Source organism: Bradyrhizobium sp. (assembly GCF_027307225.1).
Taxonomy (GTDB): Bacteria; Pseudomonadota; Alphaproteobacteria; order Rhizobiales; family Xanthobacteraceae; genus Bradyrhizobium.
Window position 1 is genome coordinate 75,006 of record NZ_DAHUXJ010000086.1, and the last position, 18,487, is coordinate 93,492.

17 protein-coding genes are annotated in these 18,487 nt (G+C 62.3%); 4 read left to right on the top strand and 13 right to left on the bottom strand.

All coding sequences use genetic code 11. The features are described from left to right. Positions 1–31 precede the first annotated feature (31 nt). The gene (locus M6D32_RS15265; RefSeq protein ID WP_298257574.1) at positions 32–403 is read right to left on the bottom strand and encodes a VOC family protein; all 372 of its coding nucleotides are present in this window, start codon (positions 401–403) and stop codon (positions 32–34) included. A gap of 9 nt (positions 404–412) precedes the next feature. Further along, positions 413–1,399: a flagellar motor protein MotA gene (locus M6D32_RS15270; RefSeq protein WP_298257576.1), complete on the bottom strand. Its 987-nt coding sequence runs from the start codon at positions 1,397–1,399 to the stop codon at positions 413–415. A 333-nt stretch (positions 1,400–1,732) separates the two neighbouring features. On the opposite strand from M6D32_RS15270, the gene M6D32_RS15275 reads away from it, so the two are divergent. Next, positions 1,733–2,548, top strand: a complete 816-nt coding sequence (locus tag M6D32_RS15275) for a DUF1295 domain-containing protein (protein WP_298257578.1) — start codon at positions 1,733–1,735, stop codon at positions 2,546–2,548. Then, positions 2,545–3,570, top strand: a complete 1,026-nt coding sequence (locus M6D32_RS15280; protein WP_298257580.1) for a cyclopropane-fatty-acyl-phospholipid synthase family protein — start codon at positions 2,545–2,547, stop codon at positions 3,568–3,570. The genes M6D32_RS15275 and M6D32_RS15280 overlap by 4 nt, the downstream gene beginning before the upstream one ends. A gap of 16 nt (positions 3,571–3,586) precedes the next feature. Here M6D32_RS15280 and M6D32_RS15285 read toward each other — a convergent pair whose 3' ends face one another. The 11 genes from M6D32_RS15285 to tkt form a co-directional block, all read right to left on the bottom strand. Continuing rightward, the gene (locus tag M6D32_RS15285) at positions 3,587–4,051 is read right to left on the bottom strand and encodes a peptidoglycan-binding domain-containing protein (protein WP_298257582.1); all 465 of its coding nucleotides are present in this window, start codon (positions 4,049–4,051) and stop codon (positions 3,587–3,589) included. A gap of 344 nt (positions 4,052–4,395) precedes the next feature. Beyond that, the gene (locus tag M6D32_RS15290; protein WP_366145836.1) at positions 4,396–6,276 is read right to left on the bottom strand and encodes a tetratricopeptide repeat-containing glycosyltransferase family protein; all 1,881 of its coding nucleotides are present in this window, start codon (positions 6,274–6,276) and stop codon (positions 4,396–4,398) included. Positions 6,277–6,397: 121 nt separating this feature from the next. After that, entirely contained in the window at positions 6,398–7,171 is a 774-nt protein-coding gene (locus M6D32_RS15295; RefSeq protein WP_298257584.1) for a class I SAM-dependent methyltransferase, read from the bottom strand. Between the two features lie 178 nt (positions 7,172–7,349). Next, positions 7,350–8,144 carry an inositol monophosphatase family protein gene (locus M6D32_RS15300; RefSeq protein ID WP_298257586.1) on the bottom strand — a complete coding sequence of 265 codons (795 nt, stop codon included), beginning with the start codon at positions 8,142–8,144 and terminating at the stop codon, positions 7,350–7,352. Positions 8,145–8,241: 97 nt separating this feature from the next. Next, a complete protein-coding gene (locus tag M6D32_RS15305; protein WP_298257588.1) occupies positions 8,242–9,297 on the bottom strand; it encodes a tetratricopeptide repeat protein in 1,056 nt (351 codons plus the stop codon). A gap of 8 nt (positions 9,298–9,305) precedes the next feature. Next, complete coding sequence (locus M6D32_RS15310) at positions 9,306–9,986, bottom strand: thiamine phosphate synthase (RefSeq protein WP_298257590.1); 681 nt, start codon at positions 9,984–9,986, stop codon at positions 9,306–9,308. Positions 9,987–10,317: 331 nt separating this feature from the next. Then, the gene (locus tag M6D32_RS15315) at positions 10,318–11,343 is read right to left on the bottom strand and encodes a class I fructose-bisphosphate aldolase (protein WP_298257592.1); all 1,026 of its coding nucleotides are present in this window, start codon (positions 11,341–11,343) and stop codon (positions 10,318–10,320) included. A 257-nt stretch (positions 11,344–11,600) separates the two neighbouring features. Then, a complete protein-coding gene (gene fba, locus M6D32_RS15320; protein WP_298257594.1) occupies positions 11,601–12,668 on the bottom strand; it encodes a class II fructose-bisphosphate aldolase in 1,068 nt (355 codons plus the stop codon). Positions 12,669–12,708: 40 nt separating this feature from the next. Further along, the gene (locus M6D32_RS15325; protein ID WP_298257596.1) at positions 12,709–13,905 is read right to left on the bottom strand and encodes a phosphoglycerate kinase; all 1,197 of its coding nucleotides are present in this window, start codon (positions 13,903–13,905) and stop codon (positions 12,709–12,711) included. Between the two features lie 130 nt (positions 13,906–14,035). Beyond that, positions 14,036–15,043 (bottom strand): type I glyceraldehyde-3-phosphate dehydrogenase, encoded by a 1,008-nt coding sequence (gap, locus tag M6D32_RS15330; RefSeq protein WP_298257598.1) that lies wholly within the window; start codon positions 15,041–15,043, stop codon positions 14,036–14,038. A gap of 240 nt (positions 15,044–15,283) precedes the next feature. Further along, complete coding sequence (tkt, locus tag M6D32_RS15335) at positions 15,284–17,269, bottom strand: transketolase (protein ID WP_298257600.1); 1,986 nt, start codon at positions 17,267–17,269, stop codon at positions 15,284–15,286. Positions 17,270–17,523: 254 nt separating this feature from the next. On the opposite strand from tkt, the gene M6D32_RS15340 reads away from it, so the two are divergent. Further along, a complete protein-coding gene (locus tag M6D32_RS15340) occupies positions 17,524–17,838 on the top strand; it encodes a DUF4164 domain-containing protein (protein ID WP_298257603.1) in 315 nt (104 codons plus the stop codon). Further along, complete coding sequence (locus tag M6D32_RS15345) at positions 17,835–18,218, top strand: cell division protein ZapA (RefSeq protein WP_298257605.1); 384 nt, start codon at positions 17,835–17,837, stop codon at positions 18,216–18,218. Before M6D32_RS15340 ends, M6D32_RS15345 begins: the two co-directional genes overlap by 4 nt. Positions 18,219–18,487: the final 269 nt, after the last annotated feature.

Consider the following 18,487-nt stretch of genomic DNA (forward strand, 5'->3'; position numbering starts at 1 on the left):
ATATGGCGCTGCACTGCATCCGGGGCACGGCTTAACCCTCCGGCGCGCGGCAGACGGCTTCGACATTGTGGCCGTCGGGATCGAGCACGAAAGCGCCGTAGTAGTTGAGATCATAATGCGGGCGCGGGCCGGGCGGTCCATTGTCCCTGGCCCCGGCAGCGATTGCCGCCTCGTAGAAGTGGTCGACGGTGGCGCGATCCTGGGCCGCAAACGCGACGTGCGAGCCGGACTGCGGCTGGTTGCGAATGCCGATCCAGAAGAAGGCCTTGGGCTTGACGCCATAGCCTGCGAACCGGTCTTCGTCGCCATAGAGCCGCGCGATTCCGAGCGGCCGCAGCGCGCAATCGTAGAACCGCCTGGACCGCTCGATGTCAGTGACCCCGATGGTGACGTGATCCAGCATATCCGGCGCTCAACTTTTCTCCGGCTGGCGCGCCAGCCGTTCGAGTAGCCGCTTGATCTCGCGGTTCTGCTCGCCCTGGCCGTCGGCCCATTCGCGGATCATCTGCTGCTCGGTGCGCATATGGGTGACGAGGCCCTGGATGGCTTCGGCGAGGTTGGCCATCGCCGTAGTCGTGGACTTGTTGCCGCCGCCTTCCTCGAGCGCCGTGCGCAGCCGGTCGACCGCCGATTGCATGTCGCCGCTTGCGCCACCTTCGCTGGCATAGCCGCGCACCGTCGTCGCCAGCCAATCCTCAAGGTCGGTATAGAAGCGGTTTTGCGCCTGGCTCGATTGCAGGTCGAGGAAGCCCAGGATCAGCGAGCCGGCGAGACCGAACAGCGAGGACGAAAACGAGATTCCCATGCCGCCGAGCGGAGCGGCCAGCCCTTCTTTCAGGGTGTCGAACAGGGCGCCGGCATCGCCGCCGACCTTCAGCCCGTCGATCACCTTGCCGACCGAGCCGACCGTTTCGATCAGGCCCCAGAAGGTGCCAAGCAGGCCGAGAAAGACCAGCAGGCCCGTCATGTAACGGGAAATGTCGCGCGCTTCATCGAGGCGGGTGGCGATGGAATCGAGCAGGTGCCGCATGGTCTGCTGCGAGATGGTGATGCGCCCCGAGCGCTCGCCGCCGAGGATCGCGGCCATCGGCGCCAGCAGCGTCGGATGGCGGGTCAGCGCCAGGCCCGGATCGGCGATGCGGAAGTTATTGACCCAGGCGACCTCCGGATAGAGGCGGACCACCTGGCGGAAGGCCAGGATGGTGCCGACCAGGAGCACCAGGCCGATCAGCGCGTTGAGGCCGGGATTGGCGAAGAACGCGGTGACGATCTGCTTGTAGAGGACGACCCCGATCAGCCCGCACAGCACCAGAAAGACCAGCATTCGCACCAGAAAAATCCGCGGGGGAGCGAGCTTGGTGAATTCTAGCTCCATCGTTGAGCGGGAAGAGGTGGCCATGCCAAAGGTCATCCGTTGCGAGACACCCCACTATGGCACAGCGAGGCGGAGATGAAAGGCCGGTCGCGCCGCAGGCCGACCTAGTGCCGCCTATTTGACGTTCCTGCACCACAAGCGGCGAATTCGATCCAGGAACGTCAAATAGCAAAGCGGCACTAGAATCATAGGTTTGCTAGTGCCCATGGCTTTCCGAAGTTCGTGAAAGGTGCGTGCTGAGATCGTAACGAACTTCGGAAAGTGGGCACTAGGGGGTGGGAACTTCCACGTGAAACCTGTAGCGGACCTTCCACGTATTTTTGGCAAAGCTTCGGCAAGACAGGTGGTTAAAAGGCGATGGCTGCGATTTCTTACCTGGTGGCGCTGCTGGCGATGGCGGTCTCGCTCTCGATCCTGATGATCGGTGCCTGGCTGGTACAACAGCGCACCGGCAATTCCGGCTGGGTCGATACCATCTGGACGTTTTCGGTCGGCCTGGTGGGCGCAGTCTCCGCGCTGTGGCCGGTCGAGGCCAGCGACCCCAATGCGCGGCAATGGCTGGTGGCCGCTTTTGTCGGGGTCTGGTCGCTTCGGCTTGGCGCTCATATTGCGTCACGGACCGCCGGGATCACGGACGATCCGCGCTATGCCGCATTCGCGCAGGGGTGGGGAGTTCGGGCGCCGCGGCGGATGTTTTTATTCCTGCAAAATCAGGCGCTCGGGTCGATCCCGCTGGTGTTTGCGATCTTTGTCGCGGCGCATTTCCCGTTGCCGGCGCTGCGGCTGCGGGACTATCTCGGCGTGTTGGTGCTGCTCCTCGGCATTCTCGGCGAAGCCGTCGCCGACGCCCAGCTGAAACGGTTCAGACAGCGTCCCGGCAGCAAGGGTCAAGTTTGCGATATCGGCCTGTGGCGCTGGTCGCGCCATCCAAATTATTTCTTCGAATGGCTGGGCTGGCTCGCCTATCCCGTGATCGCGGTCTCGCCGGATTACCCGTGGGGCTGGGCAACCCTGCTGGCGCCAGCCTTCATGTACTGGATTCTGGTCTACGTGACCGGCATTCCGCCGCTGGAAACCCAGATGCTCAAGTCGCGCGGCGAGCGCTACCGCGACTACCAGTCGCGCACCAGCATCTTCTTCCCGCTGCCGCCCCGCCGGGGAAGCTCAAGATGAGCTTCACATCCAGAGCTATCGGCGCCGCCGAGCGGGTACCGTTGCCCGATGTCTTGATCCGCACCGCGATCCGCCAACTCTGCGCGCGCACGGCGGCGCGCCTTTCGGCCGGCGATTGCAAAAGCGACGTGGCCTTCGCGCAGGCCATGGCTGCGCGGGCCATCGCCGAACATACCGACGCCGCGAACGCCCAGCATTATGAGGTGCCGGCGGCCTTCTTCGGACGCGTGCTCGGGCCGAACCGCAAATATTCCTCCTGCTTCTACCCGACCCCCACCTCGACCCTGCGGGAAGCGGAGGAGGAGGCGCTGCGCCAGACCGCCGATCACGCCGGTCTCGCAGATGGGCAGGCGATCCTCGAACTCGGCTGCGGCTGGGGTTCGTTGTCGCTCTGGATGGCACGGCAGTTTCCGAACGCCATAGTCGTCGCGGTCTCCAATTCGCATTCGCAGCGGATGCATATTCAGGGCGAGGCGGCAGCAGGCGGCCTGACAAACCTTTCGGTGATTACCGTCGACATGAACGGCTTCGATCCCGCGCGATCCTTCGACCGCATCGTGTCGGTCGAGATGTTCGAGCACATGATGAACTGGCGCGAATTGCTTGCCCGCGTGCGGTCGTGGCTCACCCCGCAGGGCCGCTTCTTCATGCACATCTTCACCCATCGTACCGGCGCCTATCTGTTCGACCGCCGTGACGAGGATGACTGGATCGCGCAGCATTTCTTCACCGGCGGCGTGATGCCAAGTCATCAGCTGATCCGGCAATATGCCGATCTCTTTGAGGTAGAGGAGGAATGGCGCTGGAGCGGCGAGCATTACCGGCGTACGGCGTTGGACTGGCTCGCCAATTTCGATACCAATCGTAGCGGGATCGAAACCATCCTGCGCGGCGCCTATGGCGAGGAGACCGCGCTGTGGATGCGGCGTTGGCGCTGGTTCTTCCTTGCGACCGCCGGGCTGTTCGGCTTTTCGGGGGGCAGCGAATGGGGCGTCAGCCACTATCGGATGAAGGCCGCTTGAGTTGGAGCGCGGCGGCTTATCGGCCGAATATTCCGCCCACCACGTGGCCGATCGCTCCGATCGGACCGCCTATCCCGCGCGATCGGCGGCCGCGGCCGCCGCCGTGATGCTCGGATCTGCCGGCTTCCCTCGCTGCCGAGCTTTCGCTGAGCAGCGCCTGATGCTGCGCCGTGTTGAGAAAGCCGGTCTTGGCATAGCCGTGCTGCTCCTGCCAGCGCGAGATGGCGTCGCGGGTTGCATCGTCGAACTTTCCGCTTGGCCTGGTATCGAACCCGAGCCTGGTGAGCCGGCGCTGCACGTCGCGGCGCTTGGCCCGGGTCAGGCGGATCTGATCTTCGCTCTGCTGGGTGGCTTCGTCCATCAACGATGGCGGTTCGACCGACGCCGTCGTGTCGCGAGGGGTCGTGCTTAGGCCGGCCTTGGCGGAAGGGGCGCAGACGGCGATTCCGAGGATCAACAACACGAGAATCGCGGCGCGCATGGGCCATTTACCTGACGTTGGAGTCGACCGGCTTTGGTTTGAAGTTAAAGACAGACGCGAGTGAAGTAGATTTGACATTCGCTACCCACCTGGCCGCGAACTCGGAAAGCGAATGTCAAATCCTATACTCCACCAGAGACTTGAATTTTGCTAGTGGTCCTTTGATTCCAACATTCGCAAAGGTGCCCGCTGAGAGGTGGTGCGAATGTTAGAATCGGACCGCTAGCGGCTTCAACTCTCCTTTTGTCGCGGGGAGCAACCGCCGTCCGCCTTATTGGTTCCACGGTCTTGGCCAAGGCCACCGGCAAATGGGCAGGGCGTTCGCTTTGCGGCAAGACGCTACGCTAACGAGATTTCCTGGCGGCAATCATCGCAGCAAGTTCGCTCCGCACCTTATCGAGGACGGGACCGTAGTTACGGGTTTCATCCTGCCGGAACAGGCGAACGGTAGGATACCACGGGCTGTCGTCGCGATCGAGCAGCCAGCGCCAATCCGGCTGGTAGGACAGCAGAATCCAGGTCGGCAGCCCAAGGGCGCCGGCGAGATGAGCGACGCTGGTGTCAACTGTGATTACGAGATCAAGACAGTTGATCAGCGCCGCCGTCTCGGTGAAATCGGTGAGATGCGTGCTCACATCAATGATGTCAGCTTGTTCGAGCACGGCTTTGTCGTCCGGCCTTGGGTCCTTCTGAAGGCTGATGAAGGCGGCGTCGAGATCGAGCAGACGTAGATACAGCTGCATTGGGATCGACCGATTGCGATCGTTCAGGTGTTTGGGGTTGCCGGACCAAACGAGGCCTACCCGAAGCTTCTTTTCCACGCCGAAGCAGCCGGAAAGCCGGTCCTCCCAGATTTTCATGCGCGCTTCTGACGGCTGTGGCAGGTAGCCGACGCCTGGCGGGATCGTATCCAGACGGGTTTCAAAGGCCAGCGGCAGAGAACCGACCGGACAATACAGGTCAAAAGCCGGCAGCGCCTCGACCGAGTGCGGGATGCACTGCGAGACGCCTTGAATTCCCGCAAGCAAAGGAAGTACCGGATCGTTGACACGCACAATGACGCGGGCGCCACGGGCGGCCAGCATCGGCAGGTAACGGGCAAATTGAATGGTGTCACCCATTCCCTCGTCCTCGGGAACGAGGATCGTCTTGCCCGCAAGAGATTCCTTCCCAAGCCACCTTGGCTGGGAAAATTCGAAACGGGAAACGGCCAGGCCCGGGACGTTCGATCGGGCTTCGCGTCCGGCCCAGCCGGTCTCGAAATTGCCGGTCAGCAGTTGAATGAGCGACGCGTCAAAGTCCGCTGCAGCAGCAGAGGAGCTGATGGCTTTCATCTGATCGTAGATCGCAAGCGCTCCATCAAATCGATGAAGCTGCACGAGCGCCAGAGCCTTGTTGTGAAACGCGCCGAGAAAGTCCGGCCGGAGGCGGATGGCCTGGTCGAACCACGGAAGCGCCTCTTCATCTCGCTTGAGCTGCCGGAGAAATACGCCGACATAACTGCAGGTTCCAGCGTCGGTCGGATCGATCGTGTGGGCGCTTTGAATGTCCTGCAATCCTTCCTCGAACCTCTCCAGGATATACATCGAAAGTGCGCGCATCTGCAGCTTGAGGCTGTCATCAGCCGGCATTTGTTCGTGCAAGCTGAAAAGGTCGAGAGCTTCCTCAGTGCGCCCCAATTGATGAAGGAGCGTCCCCGCTTTGTGGGCCGCCTCCCAAAGGCGGGGATTGAGTTTGAGCGCGTGCTGATACGTCAGGATTGCCTCCGCTAGCCGCACCATGTCAGCGAGCACGTCGCCGAGAGTTTTCCACAGGCCCGCATTGTCCGGCTCTAGCTGCACCGCCTTGTCGAAGGTCGCTAAAGCCTCCTCGCGCCGTCCCAGCTTTAGAAGTGCGTTGCCGAGGTTCGTCAGATAGTCCGTTTTCGGCTGCTGCCGAATGGCGCGCGATATCCACTCGATCGCGTGGTCAAGCTGTCCGGCCTGGAGGCAGAGGAGGCCAGTCAAGTGCAGGGTATCGGCGTGCCCGGCGTCCAGCGCGAGCGCCTTCTGGCAACAGATCTGGGCATCGAGATGCCGGCCCGCGGACAAATGGTGCACGCCGGCTTCATAAAGCGCTGCCGGTGTGGTTGCGGAGGGTTGGTGCTGTGCGACCTTCGACGCCTTGAAGGTCGACCTGCGCTCGCGGCGATTCATCTCGATTTCCGACGTGAAATGATAGGCCAACCCGTAATCAATTCTGGCGCTGTCAGAAAGGTCTGGCGCGCCGGTTTTTCAGCCGCTGGCGCCCGTTGTTTCCTGCCATCGCCGGCCTGCTGGATTTTTCGAATTGGTACGCAGGCCGGATTCACTGAGTCACCGTCCCCCAGTTCTCAGGTAGTGTGCGAAACGCAAGATGGGCGCCAGCGTTGAATGATGCCGTTTTGAAGCCATGCTTGCCCCAAGCTGCGGCCAGCGCTTGCTTGGTAAAGATGGACACGTGTCCGTTGCGCGGTCCGACGTACCACCACGACATTCCTTGTGAATCGAAATCATCCGGTTGGGTCAGCGTCGAATAAAACACCGCACCTGGATCGGCGACGAATTCGATTATTTTACCAATTCCAGCGACGGGGTCAGGCAAATGTTCCAGCGTCTCAAAGCACGTAACCAGGTCGAACTTGCCCGCCGGCGGAAGTGAATGCTCCGGTACCATCGGATCGTAGGTGACAGCTTCCTTGAAACCGTTGGTACGCAACGTAGCGCACAAGACATCGTTGCCGCCTCCGTAGTCGAGGACCCTCATGTTCGCTTTATGGGCGGACCAGAAGCCGGTTACCACGTTGGCATTTCCGCTCGGGCGTGCGTTTTTGTAGTCGGGGTCGAACACAATGTATTCGTCATTGTAGATATGCGCCTTGAACTCGTTGATGTCCCAATCATCGAATGCGTCGGTGAACAGGAAGCCGCAGGCTTCACAGCGGCGATAATAGATCGGAACACCTGAAAGAGAGGTCTGGGGTCCGATTAGGCAAGACCGGTTCGAGTCGATCACGCCGTAAAGTGCCGATGGCTCTTCGCAGATCTTGCATGCGATAGGTGACGTGGTCACCGCCCTGAGACGAGGTACAGTCAAAGACATCGTTTGCTTCTCCTGGCGAATACTTCAAAGCAAAGCCGCAACCTGCGGAAGAAAGATTCGGCTGGTCCCCAATTGAAGAAAACAGGGTTAATAATTCCTTAACCGCCAACGAGACTTTCTTTGCGGGATCATTTCAGTCCGGCGGCGACGTCGCGATTTCTTGGATAACGGGGGTGGGTCACGTGCCGAGCGGCTTCAAAATCTTCACCAGTTCGGCGTGGACGAATTCGTTGCCGCAGATGACGCTGCGGGTGATGAGCGGGTCGTCGTCGCCGGCGATGCCGGAGACGATGCCGCCGGCCTCGCGCACCATGATCTGTCCGGCCGCCATGTCCCAGGGCTGCAGGTTGCGCTCCCAATAACCGTCAAGGCGGCCCGCCGCGACAAAAGCCATGTCGAGCGATGCCGCGCCGAACCGGCGCAGGCCCGCGACGCGATTTTGCAGTTCGGTCATTTCCTGGCGCGACAGCTCATGATTGCCGCGCCCGATATGCGGCAGGCCGCAGGCGAGCACGCATTCGTTGAGCTTGCGCCGGCCAGCGACGCGCAGGCGCTGGTCGTTGAAGAAAGCTCCCTTGCCGCGTTCGGCGGTATAGAGCTCGTCATTGGCGGGATTGTAGATCACGCCAGCAATCACCGTGCCCTCGCGCTGGAGCGCGATCGAGATCGCAAACTGCGGAATGCCGTGCAGGAAATTGGTGGTGCCGTCGAGCGGGTCGACGATCCAGGTGTGGGACTTGTCGGCGCCCTCGCGCGAGCCGCCTTCCTCGCCGATGAAGCCGTAACCGGGACGCGCCTTGGCGAGGTCCTCGTAGAGCATCTCCTCCGCGCGCTTGTCGGCCAGGCTGACGAAATTGGCCGGCCCCTTCATCGACACCTGCAGATTTTCGATTTCGCCGAGGTCGCGCTTGAGGCTGCGGCCGGCGCGGCGCGCCGCCTTGACCATGACGTTGAGGAGGGCTGATTGCAGCATGATCCAGGGCCGGTTGGTTCTAGAGCAGGTTGGTTCTAGGGCAGGTTGGTTCGGCGAAGACAGATGTGGGTGCCCGTTGGCGCTGACCGCGTCAAGCTCATTTGGTGCCGAACCATTTGTGGACTTCGACGGACGCCTTGGCCTTTTCATCCGCGGTCATGGTGGAGAGAACTTCGTCGAGCTCCGGATCGCCCTTGCCGGCGGTCTTGGCAATGGTGTGCCATTTCAGCGCCGCGACCTTGTCGACCGGCGCGCCATTGCCGCTCGCCAGCACCCGCGCCAGGCGGTTTTGTGCGATCGGGTTGTTTTGCCTGGCTGCCTTGCGCAACAGCTCAACCGCCGCGGCTTCGTTTTTCGGCATTCCGCTGCCGTTGAACAGCGCGATCGCATATTCGACCTCGGCGTCGATGTTGCCGGCGAGCGTAGCCGCCTGGAGCAGGCGCCCGGCCTTTTCCAGGTCCTTCGGCACCCCCGTGCCCTCCTTGTAGAAGGTGGCAAGGGCATACTCGGCGGCCGGATTACCGGCATCGGCCGCAACCTTGAACAGTTCCGCTGCGCGCCTGACGTCCTGCGGCAACGTCTCGCCGCCGAGATACAGCAAAGCGAGATTATATGCGGCCTTGGTATTGCCGAGCTTGGCGGAGGAGGCGAACAGCTTCGCGGCTTCCGGACGGTTGGCCACTCCGCTGCGGCCTTCCAGCCGTATCATCCCCAACTCGAACATCGCTTCACGATCGCCAGCATCGGCGGCGCGCTTGTACCATTCGGCGGCCTTGGCGACGTCGCGCTTGACGCCGAACCCGTTCTTGTAGAGCTCGCCAAGCATCGTCATCGCCTTGGGGTCGTTCTTTTCCTGCACGCGCTTCGTCGCAAGATCAAAGGCGGTCTTGTAGAGGCCGCGCTGGTAGGCGCCATAGACCAGATCGACATTGGGATTGTCGGGCTCGGCCGGAGCCGGAGCCGCCGGCTGCGCGGGCTCCGGAGCGGGCCTTTTGGCGACGGGTTTGATCTTCAGCTTGGCAGGAGCCGATTTGGCCGGCGGCGTGTCCGGCTTTTCCGGTGCGGCGCCGGGTGGCGTCAGCGAAACCTGCGCTGATGCGTGGGCCGCCAGCATCACGGCGGCACAGAGCAGAAAGGAACGCGCGATTCTCATTTCCGGCATTATCCCTGCGGCGCTTCGGCCCTGGCCGGCATCGCGGCATGCGCTTTGCGAATGGCGGCCTCGGTCGCGCGGAGCGAGGCTGCCGGTCCTTCGCCGGCACTCCAGATAAAGTCGCCTGCGAGAATGAAATCGGCGCCAGCGCCGGCGAAGCTATCTGCCTCTTCAAGCGTCGCCGCAAAGCCGACCGACGGCAGTTCGAACAATTCGTCCCACCATTGCAGGCGGTCGGCGATCGCGGCCGCTGACGGGCGCTGTCCTTTTTCGTCCGGCTCGCCGAACAGCACATAATCGGCGCCCAGTTCACCCGCCGTCATGGAATCGTGCCGTGTCGCAAGGCGGCCGACGCCGGCAATGCGGTCAGGCCTCAGCGCCGGCAGCGCTTCCTCAAAAGCGGCGAGGCCGGACAAATGCGCGCCATCGGCGCCCGCGCGCGCCACGAGATCGGCATTCCCATCGAGCAACAGCGCGGTACCCTTGTCCTGAATGATGGGCGCGAGCGCCTTGATGCGCGAGATCAGCGTGCGCGGGTCGGAAGGCTTTAGCCGCAGCAGCACTGCCGCGACATCGGCCGCCTCGAGCAGCGACGGCAGCACTTTTGCCAGCGGCTGCGGATCGTCGATCGCCAGCGTTGCGAGATAAAGGCGCGGGATCGGGCGCGTCGGAACGGTTTTGGAGGCCAAATTCTAGAGCTCCGATTCCGAAGTTCGCACGGAGATTGCAGCGACCTCTGATGCGAACTTCGGAATCAAAGGAGCTCTAGTGCGGTGAATTTGAAGTTCCTATCAGTTTCGCGGTAACCTCGTCATAGGAACTTCAAATTCTAAGCCGCACTAGAATCATATAGTTGGCTAGTGCTCCTTTGATTCCGAAGTTCGTAAACGTGGAGCCGCAATATGATACGAACTTCAGAATCGGAGCACTAGTAACTTTTGGTTCGTAGTGCGGCTTTTGAATTTGAAGCTCCTATAACGAACTCGCAGCGAAACTGATAGGAGCTTCAAATTGGCCGCACTACGCGGCCTTCTTTTCGATATCGGCCGTCCAGCGGCCGGTGCTTGCGAGTCCGTTCATCTGCGCGCGGTGGCTGAAGGCGCGTTGGCCGGCCGGAACGTTTTCGGATTTGCCGGACCACGCCTGCTGCGGCGCGGCCTGCAAGGCGCGGCCATAGGAGAAGGTAACCTTCCATGGCAGGTTGCCGATCGCGTTGATGGCGTTGAGATGCGCGGTCGCTTCCTCGTCGGATTGTCCGCCGGAGAGAAACGCGATGCCGGGCACCGCCGCTGGAACGCAGGCCTTGAGAAGACGGACGGTCTTTTCGGCAACCTGCTGCACGGAAGCCTGTTTGGCCGATTTCTTGCCGGCGACAGCCATGTTGGGCTTGAGGATCATGCCCTCGAGCGCAACGCGCTGCACGCGCAATTCCTGGAACGTCTTGTTGAGCATGCGGCTCGTCACCTCGTAGCAGCGCTCGATATCGTGATCGCCGTCCATCAGCACTTCCGGTTCGACGATCGGTACGATCTGCGCCGCCTGGCACAGCGCGGCGTAACGCGCCAGCGCATGGGCGTTGACGCTGATTGCCGTCATCGAGGGAATGCCGCTGCCGATATCGATCACGGCGCGCCACTTCGCAAAACGTGCGCCGCGCTCGTAATATTTCTTCAGGCGCTCGGCAAGCTTGTCGAGCCCGACGGTGACGAGTTCCCCCGGGCAGTTCGGTAAGGCTTGCGTGCCCTCGTCGACCTTGATGCCGGGAATGGAACCGGCCTGCTCGATCAGCTTGACCAGCGGAGTTCCATCTTTCGCGTTCTGCCAGATGGTTTCGTCGTAAAGGATGACACCGGAGATATATTTGCTCATCGCCTCCTGCGAGCTGAACAGCATCTCGCGATAATCGCGGCGACTGTCCTCGGTCGATGCCACATGGATGGCGTCGAAGCGCTTCTTGATGGTGCCGGACGATTCATCGGCGGCGAGGATGCCCTTGCCCGGCGCGACCATGGCAACGGCGACTTTGTTCAGATCGGTAAGGTTCATCCGAAAGTCCCTCCGGAAGCTGCCTGCTTTTGGCGGCCAAAATAGACCGTTCTCGGGCAAAAGAGGAGGTGAACGTTGGTCACAGGCCTCCGGATTTTGACGCCTTTTCTTCTGGTCGTCATCGCCCGCGAAAGCGGGCGATCCAGTACGCCGCGGCTTTCGGCTCGATCGCGAATTTCTCCAGAATACTGGATCGTCCGGTCAAGCCGGACGATGACCGGGGAGAGGGACTGCGCCTCATGCCACCTTCGCGATCGCTACGCGACGCGGGGATCGAGTTCGCCCTTGGCGTAGCGCTTGGCCATTTCGGCCGGCGTGAGCACGCGCTTGATCTTGCTGGCCTGACCTGCAGTGTTGAACTCCTGCAGACGCTGCTTGCACAGCCTGGTCATCGCATCCATCGCGGGCTTGAGGTACTTGCGCGGGTCGAACTCTTCCGGATTGTCCTTCAATACTTTGCGGATCTGCCCGGTCATTGCCATCCGGTTGTCGGTGTCGATGTTGATCTTGCGCACGCCGTTCTTGATGCCGCGCTGAATTTCGGCGACCGGCACGCCCCAGGTCGGCTTCATGTTGCCGCCATTGGCGTTGATGATGTCCTGCAGATCCTGCGGCACCGAGGAGGAGCCGTGCATGACGAGATGCATGTTCGGCAGCTTGCGGTGGATTTCCTCGATCACCTTCATGGCGAGAATGTCGCCGTCGGGCTTGCGGGTGAACTTGTAGGCGCCGTGCGAGGTGCCCATCGCGATCGCAAGCGCGTCGACCTTGGTCTCCTTGACGAACTTCACGGCCTCCTCGGGATTGGTCAGGAGCTGGTCGTGCGAGAGCTTGCCTTCGGCGCCGTGGCCGTCTTCCTTGTCGCCCATCCCGGTCTCGAGTGAGCCGAGCACGCCGAGTTCGCCTTCCACCGAAATGCCGCCGAGATGCGCCATGCCGGTGACGGTTTTGGTCACGCCGACATTGTAATCCCAGTCGCCGGGGGTCTTGCCGTCGGCCTTCAGCGAGCCGTCCATCATGACGGAAGTGAACCCGGCCTGGATCGCGGTCATGCAGGTCGCGGGCTCATTGCCGTGATCGAGATGCACGCAGACAGGAATCTGCGGATAGATCTCGGTTACCGCATCCATCATGTGACGGAGCATGACGTCGTTGGCATAGGAGCGCGCGCCGCGCGAGGCCTGGATGATGACGGGCGCATCGACTTCGGAAGCCGCTGCCATGATCGACAGCGCCTGTTCCATGTTGTTGATGTTGAAGGCCGGCACGCCGTAGTCGTGCTCCGCCGCGTGGTCGAGCAATTGGCGCAAGGTGATCCGAGCCATGAAACCTGTTCTCCCGTTGGGGCTAGTGGTCCGATATAATTTATTGCTTCTTTAAAACCTCGACGCCGGGCAGGGGTTTTCCTTCCATCCATTCCAGGAAGGCCCCGCCTGCGGTCGACACATAACTGAAATCTCCGGCCACGCCGGCCTGGTTGAGCGCCGCGACGGTGTCGCCGCCGCCGGCGACCGAAACCAGTTTCCTTGCCCTGGTACGCTCGGCGGCATGGCGCGCCGCGACCACCGTGCCGCGATCGAACGGCGTCATCTCGAAGGCGCCGAGCGGGCCGTTCCAGACCAGCGTCCTGGCGTCGTCGATCGCCGCATGAATCCGTGCCGTTGATTGCGGACCGACGTCGAGGATCATGCCGTCGGACGGAATGGCGTCCAGCCCGTAAGCATGCGATGGCGAATTGGCGGCGAAATGAAACGCCACCACGGCATCGACCGGCAACAGGATCGCGCAATTGGCGGCGGTTGCCTTTTCCATGATCCGCCGCGCGGTGGCGGCGAGGTCTTTCTCCGCCAGCGACTTGCCGACGCCGATGCCCTGCGCGTGCAGGAAGGTGTTGGCCATGCCGCCGCCGATGACGAGGGCATCGACCTTGCTGACGAGGTTTTCCAACAGATCGATCTTGGTCGACACTTTCGCGCCGCCGATGATCGCGATCACTGGCCGCGCCGGCGCTTCGAGCGCCTTGTTGAGCGCATCGAGCTCGGCCTGCATGGTGCGCCCGGCATAGGCCGGCAGCTTGTGGCCGAGGCCTTCGGTCGATGCATGTGCGCGGTGCGCGGCGGAGAAGGCATCGTTCACCCAGATGTCGCCGAGTTTCGCCAATTCAGCGACAAAGGCTGGATCGTTTTTTTCCTCTTCCTTGTGAAAGCGGGTGTTCTCCAGACAAAGAATGTCGCCGTCCTTCATCGCGGCGACGGCTTTTGCCGCAGGCTCGCCGACGCAGTCGTCGGCAAAGGCGACGGGCTTCTTGATCACTTGCGAAAGGGCTGCCGCGACTGGTTTCAGCGATTCCTTCGGATCGCGTCCCTTCGGCCGGCCGAAATGCGCGAGCAGGATCACCTTGCCGCCGTTGCCGGCGATTTCGGTAATGGTCGGTGCAACGCGTTCGAGGCGGGTGGCGTCAGTGACGCGGCCCTGCTCCATGGGGACGTTGAGGTCGACGCGAAGCAGGACGCGCTTAGCCTTAACGTCAACGTCATCGAGGGTGCGGAATGGTTTTGTCATTGGCGCTCTCTTGTCCCGGGCGCACCGCGGCGCGAAGTGCCGCCGTGCAGAACCGGGACCTACGCTGAAATCGGTCCCGGATCAGCGATGCATCGCTGACGCGCTGCATCGCGTCCGGGACACGAGACCCTTACAGCAATTTCCCCATCGCCACGGCCGTGTCGGCCATCCGGTTGGAGAAGCCCCACTCGTTGTCGTACCAGGACATCACCCGCACCAGCGTGCCGTTCTGCACCTTGGTCTGGTCCATGTGGAAGGTCGAGGAGTGTGGATCGTGGTTGAAGTCGATCGAGACGTTCGGGTGCGTGGTAAAGCCGAGAATGCCCTTGAGTTGCTGCTCGGAGGCCCGCTTCATTGCCTCATTGATCTCTTCCTTGGTGGTCTTGCGCGAGGCCACGATCTTGAGATCGACGACTGATACGTTCGGCGTCGGCACGCGGATCGCGACGCCGTCGAGCTTGCCGTTCAGTTCCGGCAGCACGAGGCCGATTGCTTTCGCTGCGCCGGTAGATGTCGGGATCATCGACATCGCCGCGGCGCGGCCGCGATAAAGGTCCTTGTGCAGGGTGTCGAGTGTCGGCTGGTCGCCGGTATAGGCGTGAATGGTGGTCATGAAACCCATCTCGATGCCGACGGTGTCGTTGAGTACCTTAGCGACCGGCGCGAGGCAGTTGGTCGTGCAGGAGCCGTTGGAGACGACGAGGTGGTCCTTGGTGAGCTTGTCGTGGTTGACGCCGTAGACGACCGTCGCATCCGCGTTCTCGGCCGGCGCCGAGATCAGCACGCGCTTGGCGCCTGCGGTCAGATGTGCGGAGGCCTTCTCCCTGGCGGTGAAGATGCCGGTGCATTCGAGCGCGATGTCGACGCCGAGCGCCTTCCAGGGAAGCTTCGACGGATCGCGTTCGGCCGAAACCTTGATCTTGCCGTTGCCGAGGCTGATGGAGTCGCCTTCCACCGTCACAGTTCCGGGGAAGCGGCCGTGGACGGAGTCGTAGCGCAACAGATGCGCATTGGTCTCGACCGGGCCGAGATCGTTAATGCCGACCACCTTGATATCCTTGCGGCCGGACTCGGCGATGGCACGCAGCACGTTGCGGCCGATGCGGCCAAACCCGTTGATAGCGACCCGGATTGCCATGGTGTTTCTCCTCTAATAGCCCGTGCCGTCCCCTCGGGCGGGTCCCGAGTGGAGGTTGACGGCGGTTCGCCCGGTTCGGCCGGACGAGGAACGGAAAAGATCAGGCTTAGCTAGACCTTTTTCCGGACAATCTCAACCGGACCACAGGCATGGCTCGTCCTTGGAGCCAGCAGGACCGGCAAACTCGGTTAATCTCTCCCGTGAGGACCCGTGGGGAGAGGTAACTCGACAGCGAGTCCCTTAGTTCAAGCGTTTCAGAACTGCGTTAACCGTGGCCTCGGCGGTAATTCCGAAGTGCTTGTAAAGGTCCTTGGCCGGGCCGCTTTCGCCGAAACCGTGCATGCCGATAAAGAGGCCGTCGTGGCCGATCACGGCATCCCAGCCCCAGCGGACCGCGGCCTCGATCGCCACCTTCACCGGCGCGTTACCGATGATCGCCTTCTGCCTGTCTTCGGGCTGCGATAGCAGCAGTTCGAGCGAGGGTGCCGAGACCACCCGCGTCGCGATGCCGCGCCCGGCGAGTTCCTTCTGGGCCGCGACCGCAATCTCGACCTCGGAGCCCGAAGCAAACAGCGACACCCTGGCCTCGCCTTGCGCGGCGACCAGTTCATAGCCGCCGTGGCTGCACGGGTTGTCGGCTGGTGCGGAGGTACGAAGCTGCGGCACGTTCTGGCGGGTGAGCGCCAGCAGGGTCGGACCGTTGGTGCGGTTGAGCGCCAGTTCCCAGCATTCGGCAACCTCGACCGCATCGCAGGGCCGGAACACCCGCAGGTTCGGCATCGCGCGCAGGCTCGAAAGGTGCTCGACCGGCTGGTGGGTCGGACCGTCTTCGCCAAGCCCGATCGAATCGTGGGTCATGACATAGACCACGCCCGTGCCCATCAACGCGGCGAGCCGGATCGCCGGCCGCGCATAGTCGGTGAAGACGAGGAAGGTCGCGCCGTTCGGCGCAAAGCCGCCATGCAGGAAGATGCCGTTCAGGGCCGCGCACATGCCGTGCTCGCGGATGCCGTAATGGATGAAACGGCCCTTCGGCGTCTTGGCGGCGAAGGCCACCGCATCCTTCGGCTTGTTGTTGTTGGAGCCGGTGAGGTCAGCCGAGCCGCCGACGAATTCCATCGGCATGGCGGCTGCGATCGCATCGATCGCGGCTTCGGATGACTTGCGCGTGGCAATGTTGAGCGGGCTTTCCAGCAGCTTCTTCTTGTGGTCGCGCAAAGCCTTTGCAAGCGACGCCGGCCGCTCATGGCGCAGCCGCCGTTCGAATTCGGCGCGCTTGCGCGGTCCCAGCTCGGCAAAGCGCGCTTCCCATTCCTTCCGTGCGGCCGCGCCGCGGCTGCCCGCCTCGCGCCAGGCTTTCAGCACGTCGTCCGGCACCGAGAACGGCTCCAGCGAAATGTGCAAGTTTTCCTTGGCGCCCTTCAACTCGTCGGCGCCGAGCGCCTCGCCATGCGCCTTGTTGGTGCCGGCCTTGGTCGGCGCGCCGTAGCCGATGGTCGTCTTGCAGGCGATCAACGACGGCTTGTTGGATTTTTGCGCGCGGGTGATCGCGGCCGCAATCGCCGCCTGGTCCTGGCCGTCGATCAGTTCGGCAGCCCAGCCGGCGGACTTGAAACGCTTCACCTGATCGACGGAGTCGGAGAGCGAAGTGGGGCCGTCGATCGAAATGCCGTTGTCGTCATAGAGCACGATCATCTTGTTGAGCCGCCAAACTCCGGCCATGGCGATCGCTTCCTGCGAGATGCCTTCCATCAGGTCGCCGTCGGAGACCAGCACGTAGGTGTGATGATCGACGATCTTCTTGCCGAACTCGGCTGCCAGCATCTTTTCTGCCAGCGCCATGCCGACCGCGGTGGCAAGGCCCTGGCCGAGCGGGCCGGTCGTGGTCTCGATGCCCTTGGTGCGGAAGTTTTCCGGATGCCCTGGGGTGAGCGAATCCACCTGGCGGAAGCGCTTGATCTCGTCCAGCGTCATGTCCTTGTTGCCGGTGAGATAGAGCAGTGCGTACAGCATCATCGAGCCGTGACCGGCCGAGAGCACGAAGCGGTCGCGATCAGGCCAGGCCGGATTGGCGGCATCGTATTTCAGGAACTGCGTGAACAGGACGGCGGCGATATCGGCGCAGCCCATCGGCAGGCCCGGATGGCCCGACTTGGCTTTTTCGACCGCGTCCATTGCCAGTCCCCGGATCGAATTGGCCATACGGACGTGATCGACCTGCGGCATGATGAAATTCCGTCAGATAATGAGGTGCTTGGATGACCATGGGAGGCGGTTGCCTCGGATGGAACCTGAAGTCGAGGGGCTGGATAGCACCTCATCAAAGTCAAAAGGAAGTGGAAATATTTCAACCTGCTTTATGGTGCATAGTTCCGAAGCGGCGTTGCGCTGGCCTTGTTCGTTACGTAAGTTTCTCCTCCCAAGCGCTTGATTTTGCGAAAGGGCACCCCGGCCCCGCCGGAGGTATGCCGAGCGATGCAATGGACGATCAGACCGCCAACGGCCACAGCGAACAGGCTTTCGCCGATATCGACGTCGCCACGCGCCGCCTGATGGCGGCGCTGGACGCGCTGGAGCGGGCGGTCGAGCGCAGGCGCGACGCCGACCGCGACGAGGACGAACTCGCAGCCCGGATCCAGGCGCTCGGCGCCGATCGCGCACGGCTAGCCGACGAACTCGATGGGTCGCTGGTGAAGACCAAGCGGCTGGAGCGCTCCAACCGCGAGATCGCCGGGCGGCTCGATGCCGCGATCGGTGCGATCCGCGAAGTGTTGGATGGCGGAGAAATGCCATGAACCACGTCAACGTCACCATCAACGGCCGACAATACCGAATGGCCTGCGAGGAAGGGCAGGAGCCGCGGCTGCTACGGCTCGCCGAGAGCCTGGAGTCGCGGATCGAAAGCCTGCGCGGCAAGTTCGGCGAAATCGGCGATGCCAGGCTCACCGTGATGGCGGCGCTCACCGTTTGCGACGAATTGCAGGATGCGGGAAATCGCATCCGCAGCCTCGAACAGGAACTGGTTGCACTCAGCGACGTGCGCAGCGTCGCTGCCGACCGCGCCAGGGCGACGCAGACTGCGGTCGCCAATGCGCTCAACGCCGCCGCCGACCGCATCGAGAAAACCACGCAGGTGCTCAACCGCACGATCGGTGGCGGGGTCGCGATCGGGTGATGGGGCCTCAGCGGCCGTCCCTGCATTTTACAGGCAGTGGTTTGACGCCGGGTGTTCGACACCGATCGTCGGATTAACATGAGTTAGTCCGAGGGCCCGCTGAATCCGGCTTGGCGGCCGCCTCCCGCACTAGTGCTCCGATTCCGAAGTTCGTATCATATTGCGGCTCCACGTTTACGAACTTCGGAATCAAAGGAGCACTAGCCAATTATATGATTCTAGTGCGGTTTAGAATTTGAAGTTCCTATGACGAGGTCGCCGCGAAACTG

What these genes read in the sequence shown, in the direction of transcription:
- M6D32_RS15340 (WP_298257603.1), top strand. Translation starts at nt 17,524, where the DNA reads ATGGACGATCAGACCGCCAACGGCCACAGCGAACAGGCTTTCGCCGAT.
- M6D32_RS15295 (WP_298257584.1), bottom strand. Translation starts at nt 7,171, where the DNA reads ATGTCTTTGACTGTACCTCGTCTCAGGGCGGTGACCACGTCACCTATC.
- M6D32_RS15345 (WP_298257605.1), top strand. Translation starts at nt 17,835, where the DNA reads ATGAACCACGTCAACGTCACCATCAACGGCCGACAATACCGAATGGCC.
- tkt (WP_298257600.1), bottom strand. Translation starts at nt 17,269, where the DNA reads ATGCCGCAGGTCGATCACGTCCGTATGGCCAATTCGATCCGGGGACTG.
- M6D32_RS15265 (WP_298257574.1), bottom strand. Translation starts at nt 403, where the DNA reads ATGCTGGATCACGTCACCATCGGGGTCACTGACATCGAGCGGTCCAGG.
- M6D32_RS15285 (WP_298257582.1), bottom strand. Translation starts at nt 4,051, where the DNA reads ATGCGCGCCGCGATTCTCGTGTTGTTGATCCTCGGAATCGCCGTCTGC.
- M6D32_RS15305 (WP_298257588.1), bottom strand. Translation starts at nt 9,297, where the DNA reads ATGAGAATCGCGCGTTCCTTTCTGCTCTGTGCCGCCGTGATGCTGGCG.
- M6D32_RS15300 (WP_298257586.1), bottom strand. Translation starts at nt 8,144, where the DNA reads ATGCTGCAATCAGCCCTCCTCAACGTCATGGTCAAGGCGGCGCGCCGC.
- fba (WP_298257594.1), bottom strand. Translation starts at nt 12,668, where the DNA reads ATGGCTCGGATCACCTTGCGCCAATTGCTCGACCACGCGGCGGAGCAC.
- M6D32_RS15280 (WP_298257580.1), top strand. Translation starts at nt 2,545, where the DNA reads ATGAGCTTCACATCCAGAGCTATCGGCGCCGCCGAGCGGGTACCGTTG.
- M6D32_RS15325 (WP_298257596.1), bottom strand. Translation starts at nt 13,905, where the DNA reads ATGACAAAACCATTCCGCACCCTCGATGACGTTGACGTTAAGGCTAAG.
- M6D32_RS15270 (WP_298257576.1), bottom strand. Translation starts at nt 1,399, where the DNA reads ATGGCCACCTCTTCCCGCTCAACGATGGAGCTAGAATTCACCAAGCTC.
- M6D32_RS15275 (WP_298257578.1), top strand. Translation starts at nt 1,733, where the DNA reads ATGGCTGCGATTTCTTACCTGGTGGCGCTGCTGGCGATGGCGGTCTCG.
- gap (WP_298257598.1), bottom strand. Translation starts at nt 15,043, where the DNA reads ATGGCAATCCGGGTCGCTATCAACGGGTTTGGCCGCATCGGCCGCAAC.
- M6D32_RS15315 (WP_298257592.1), bottom strand. Translation starts at nt 11,343, where the DNA reads ATGAACCTTACCGATCTGAACAAAGTCGCCGTTGCCATGGTCGCGCCG.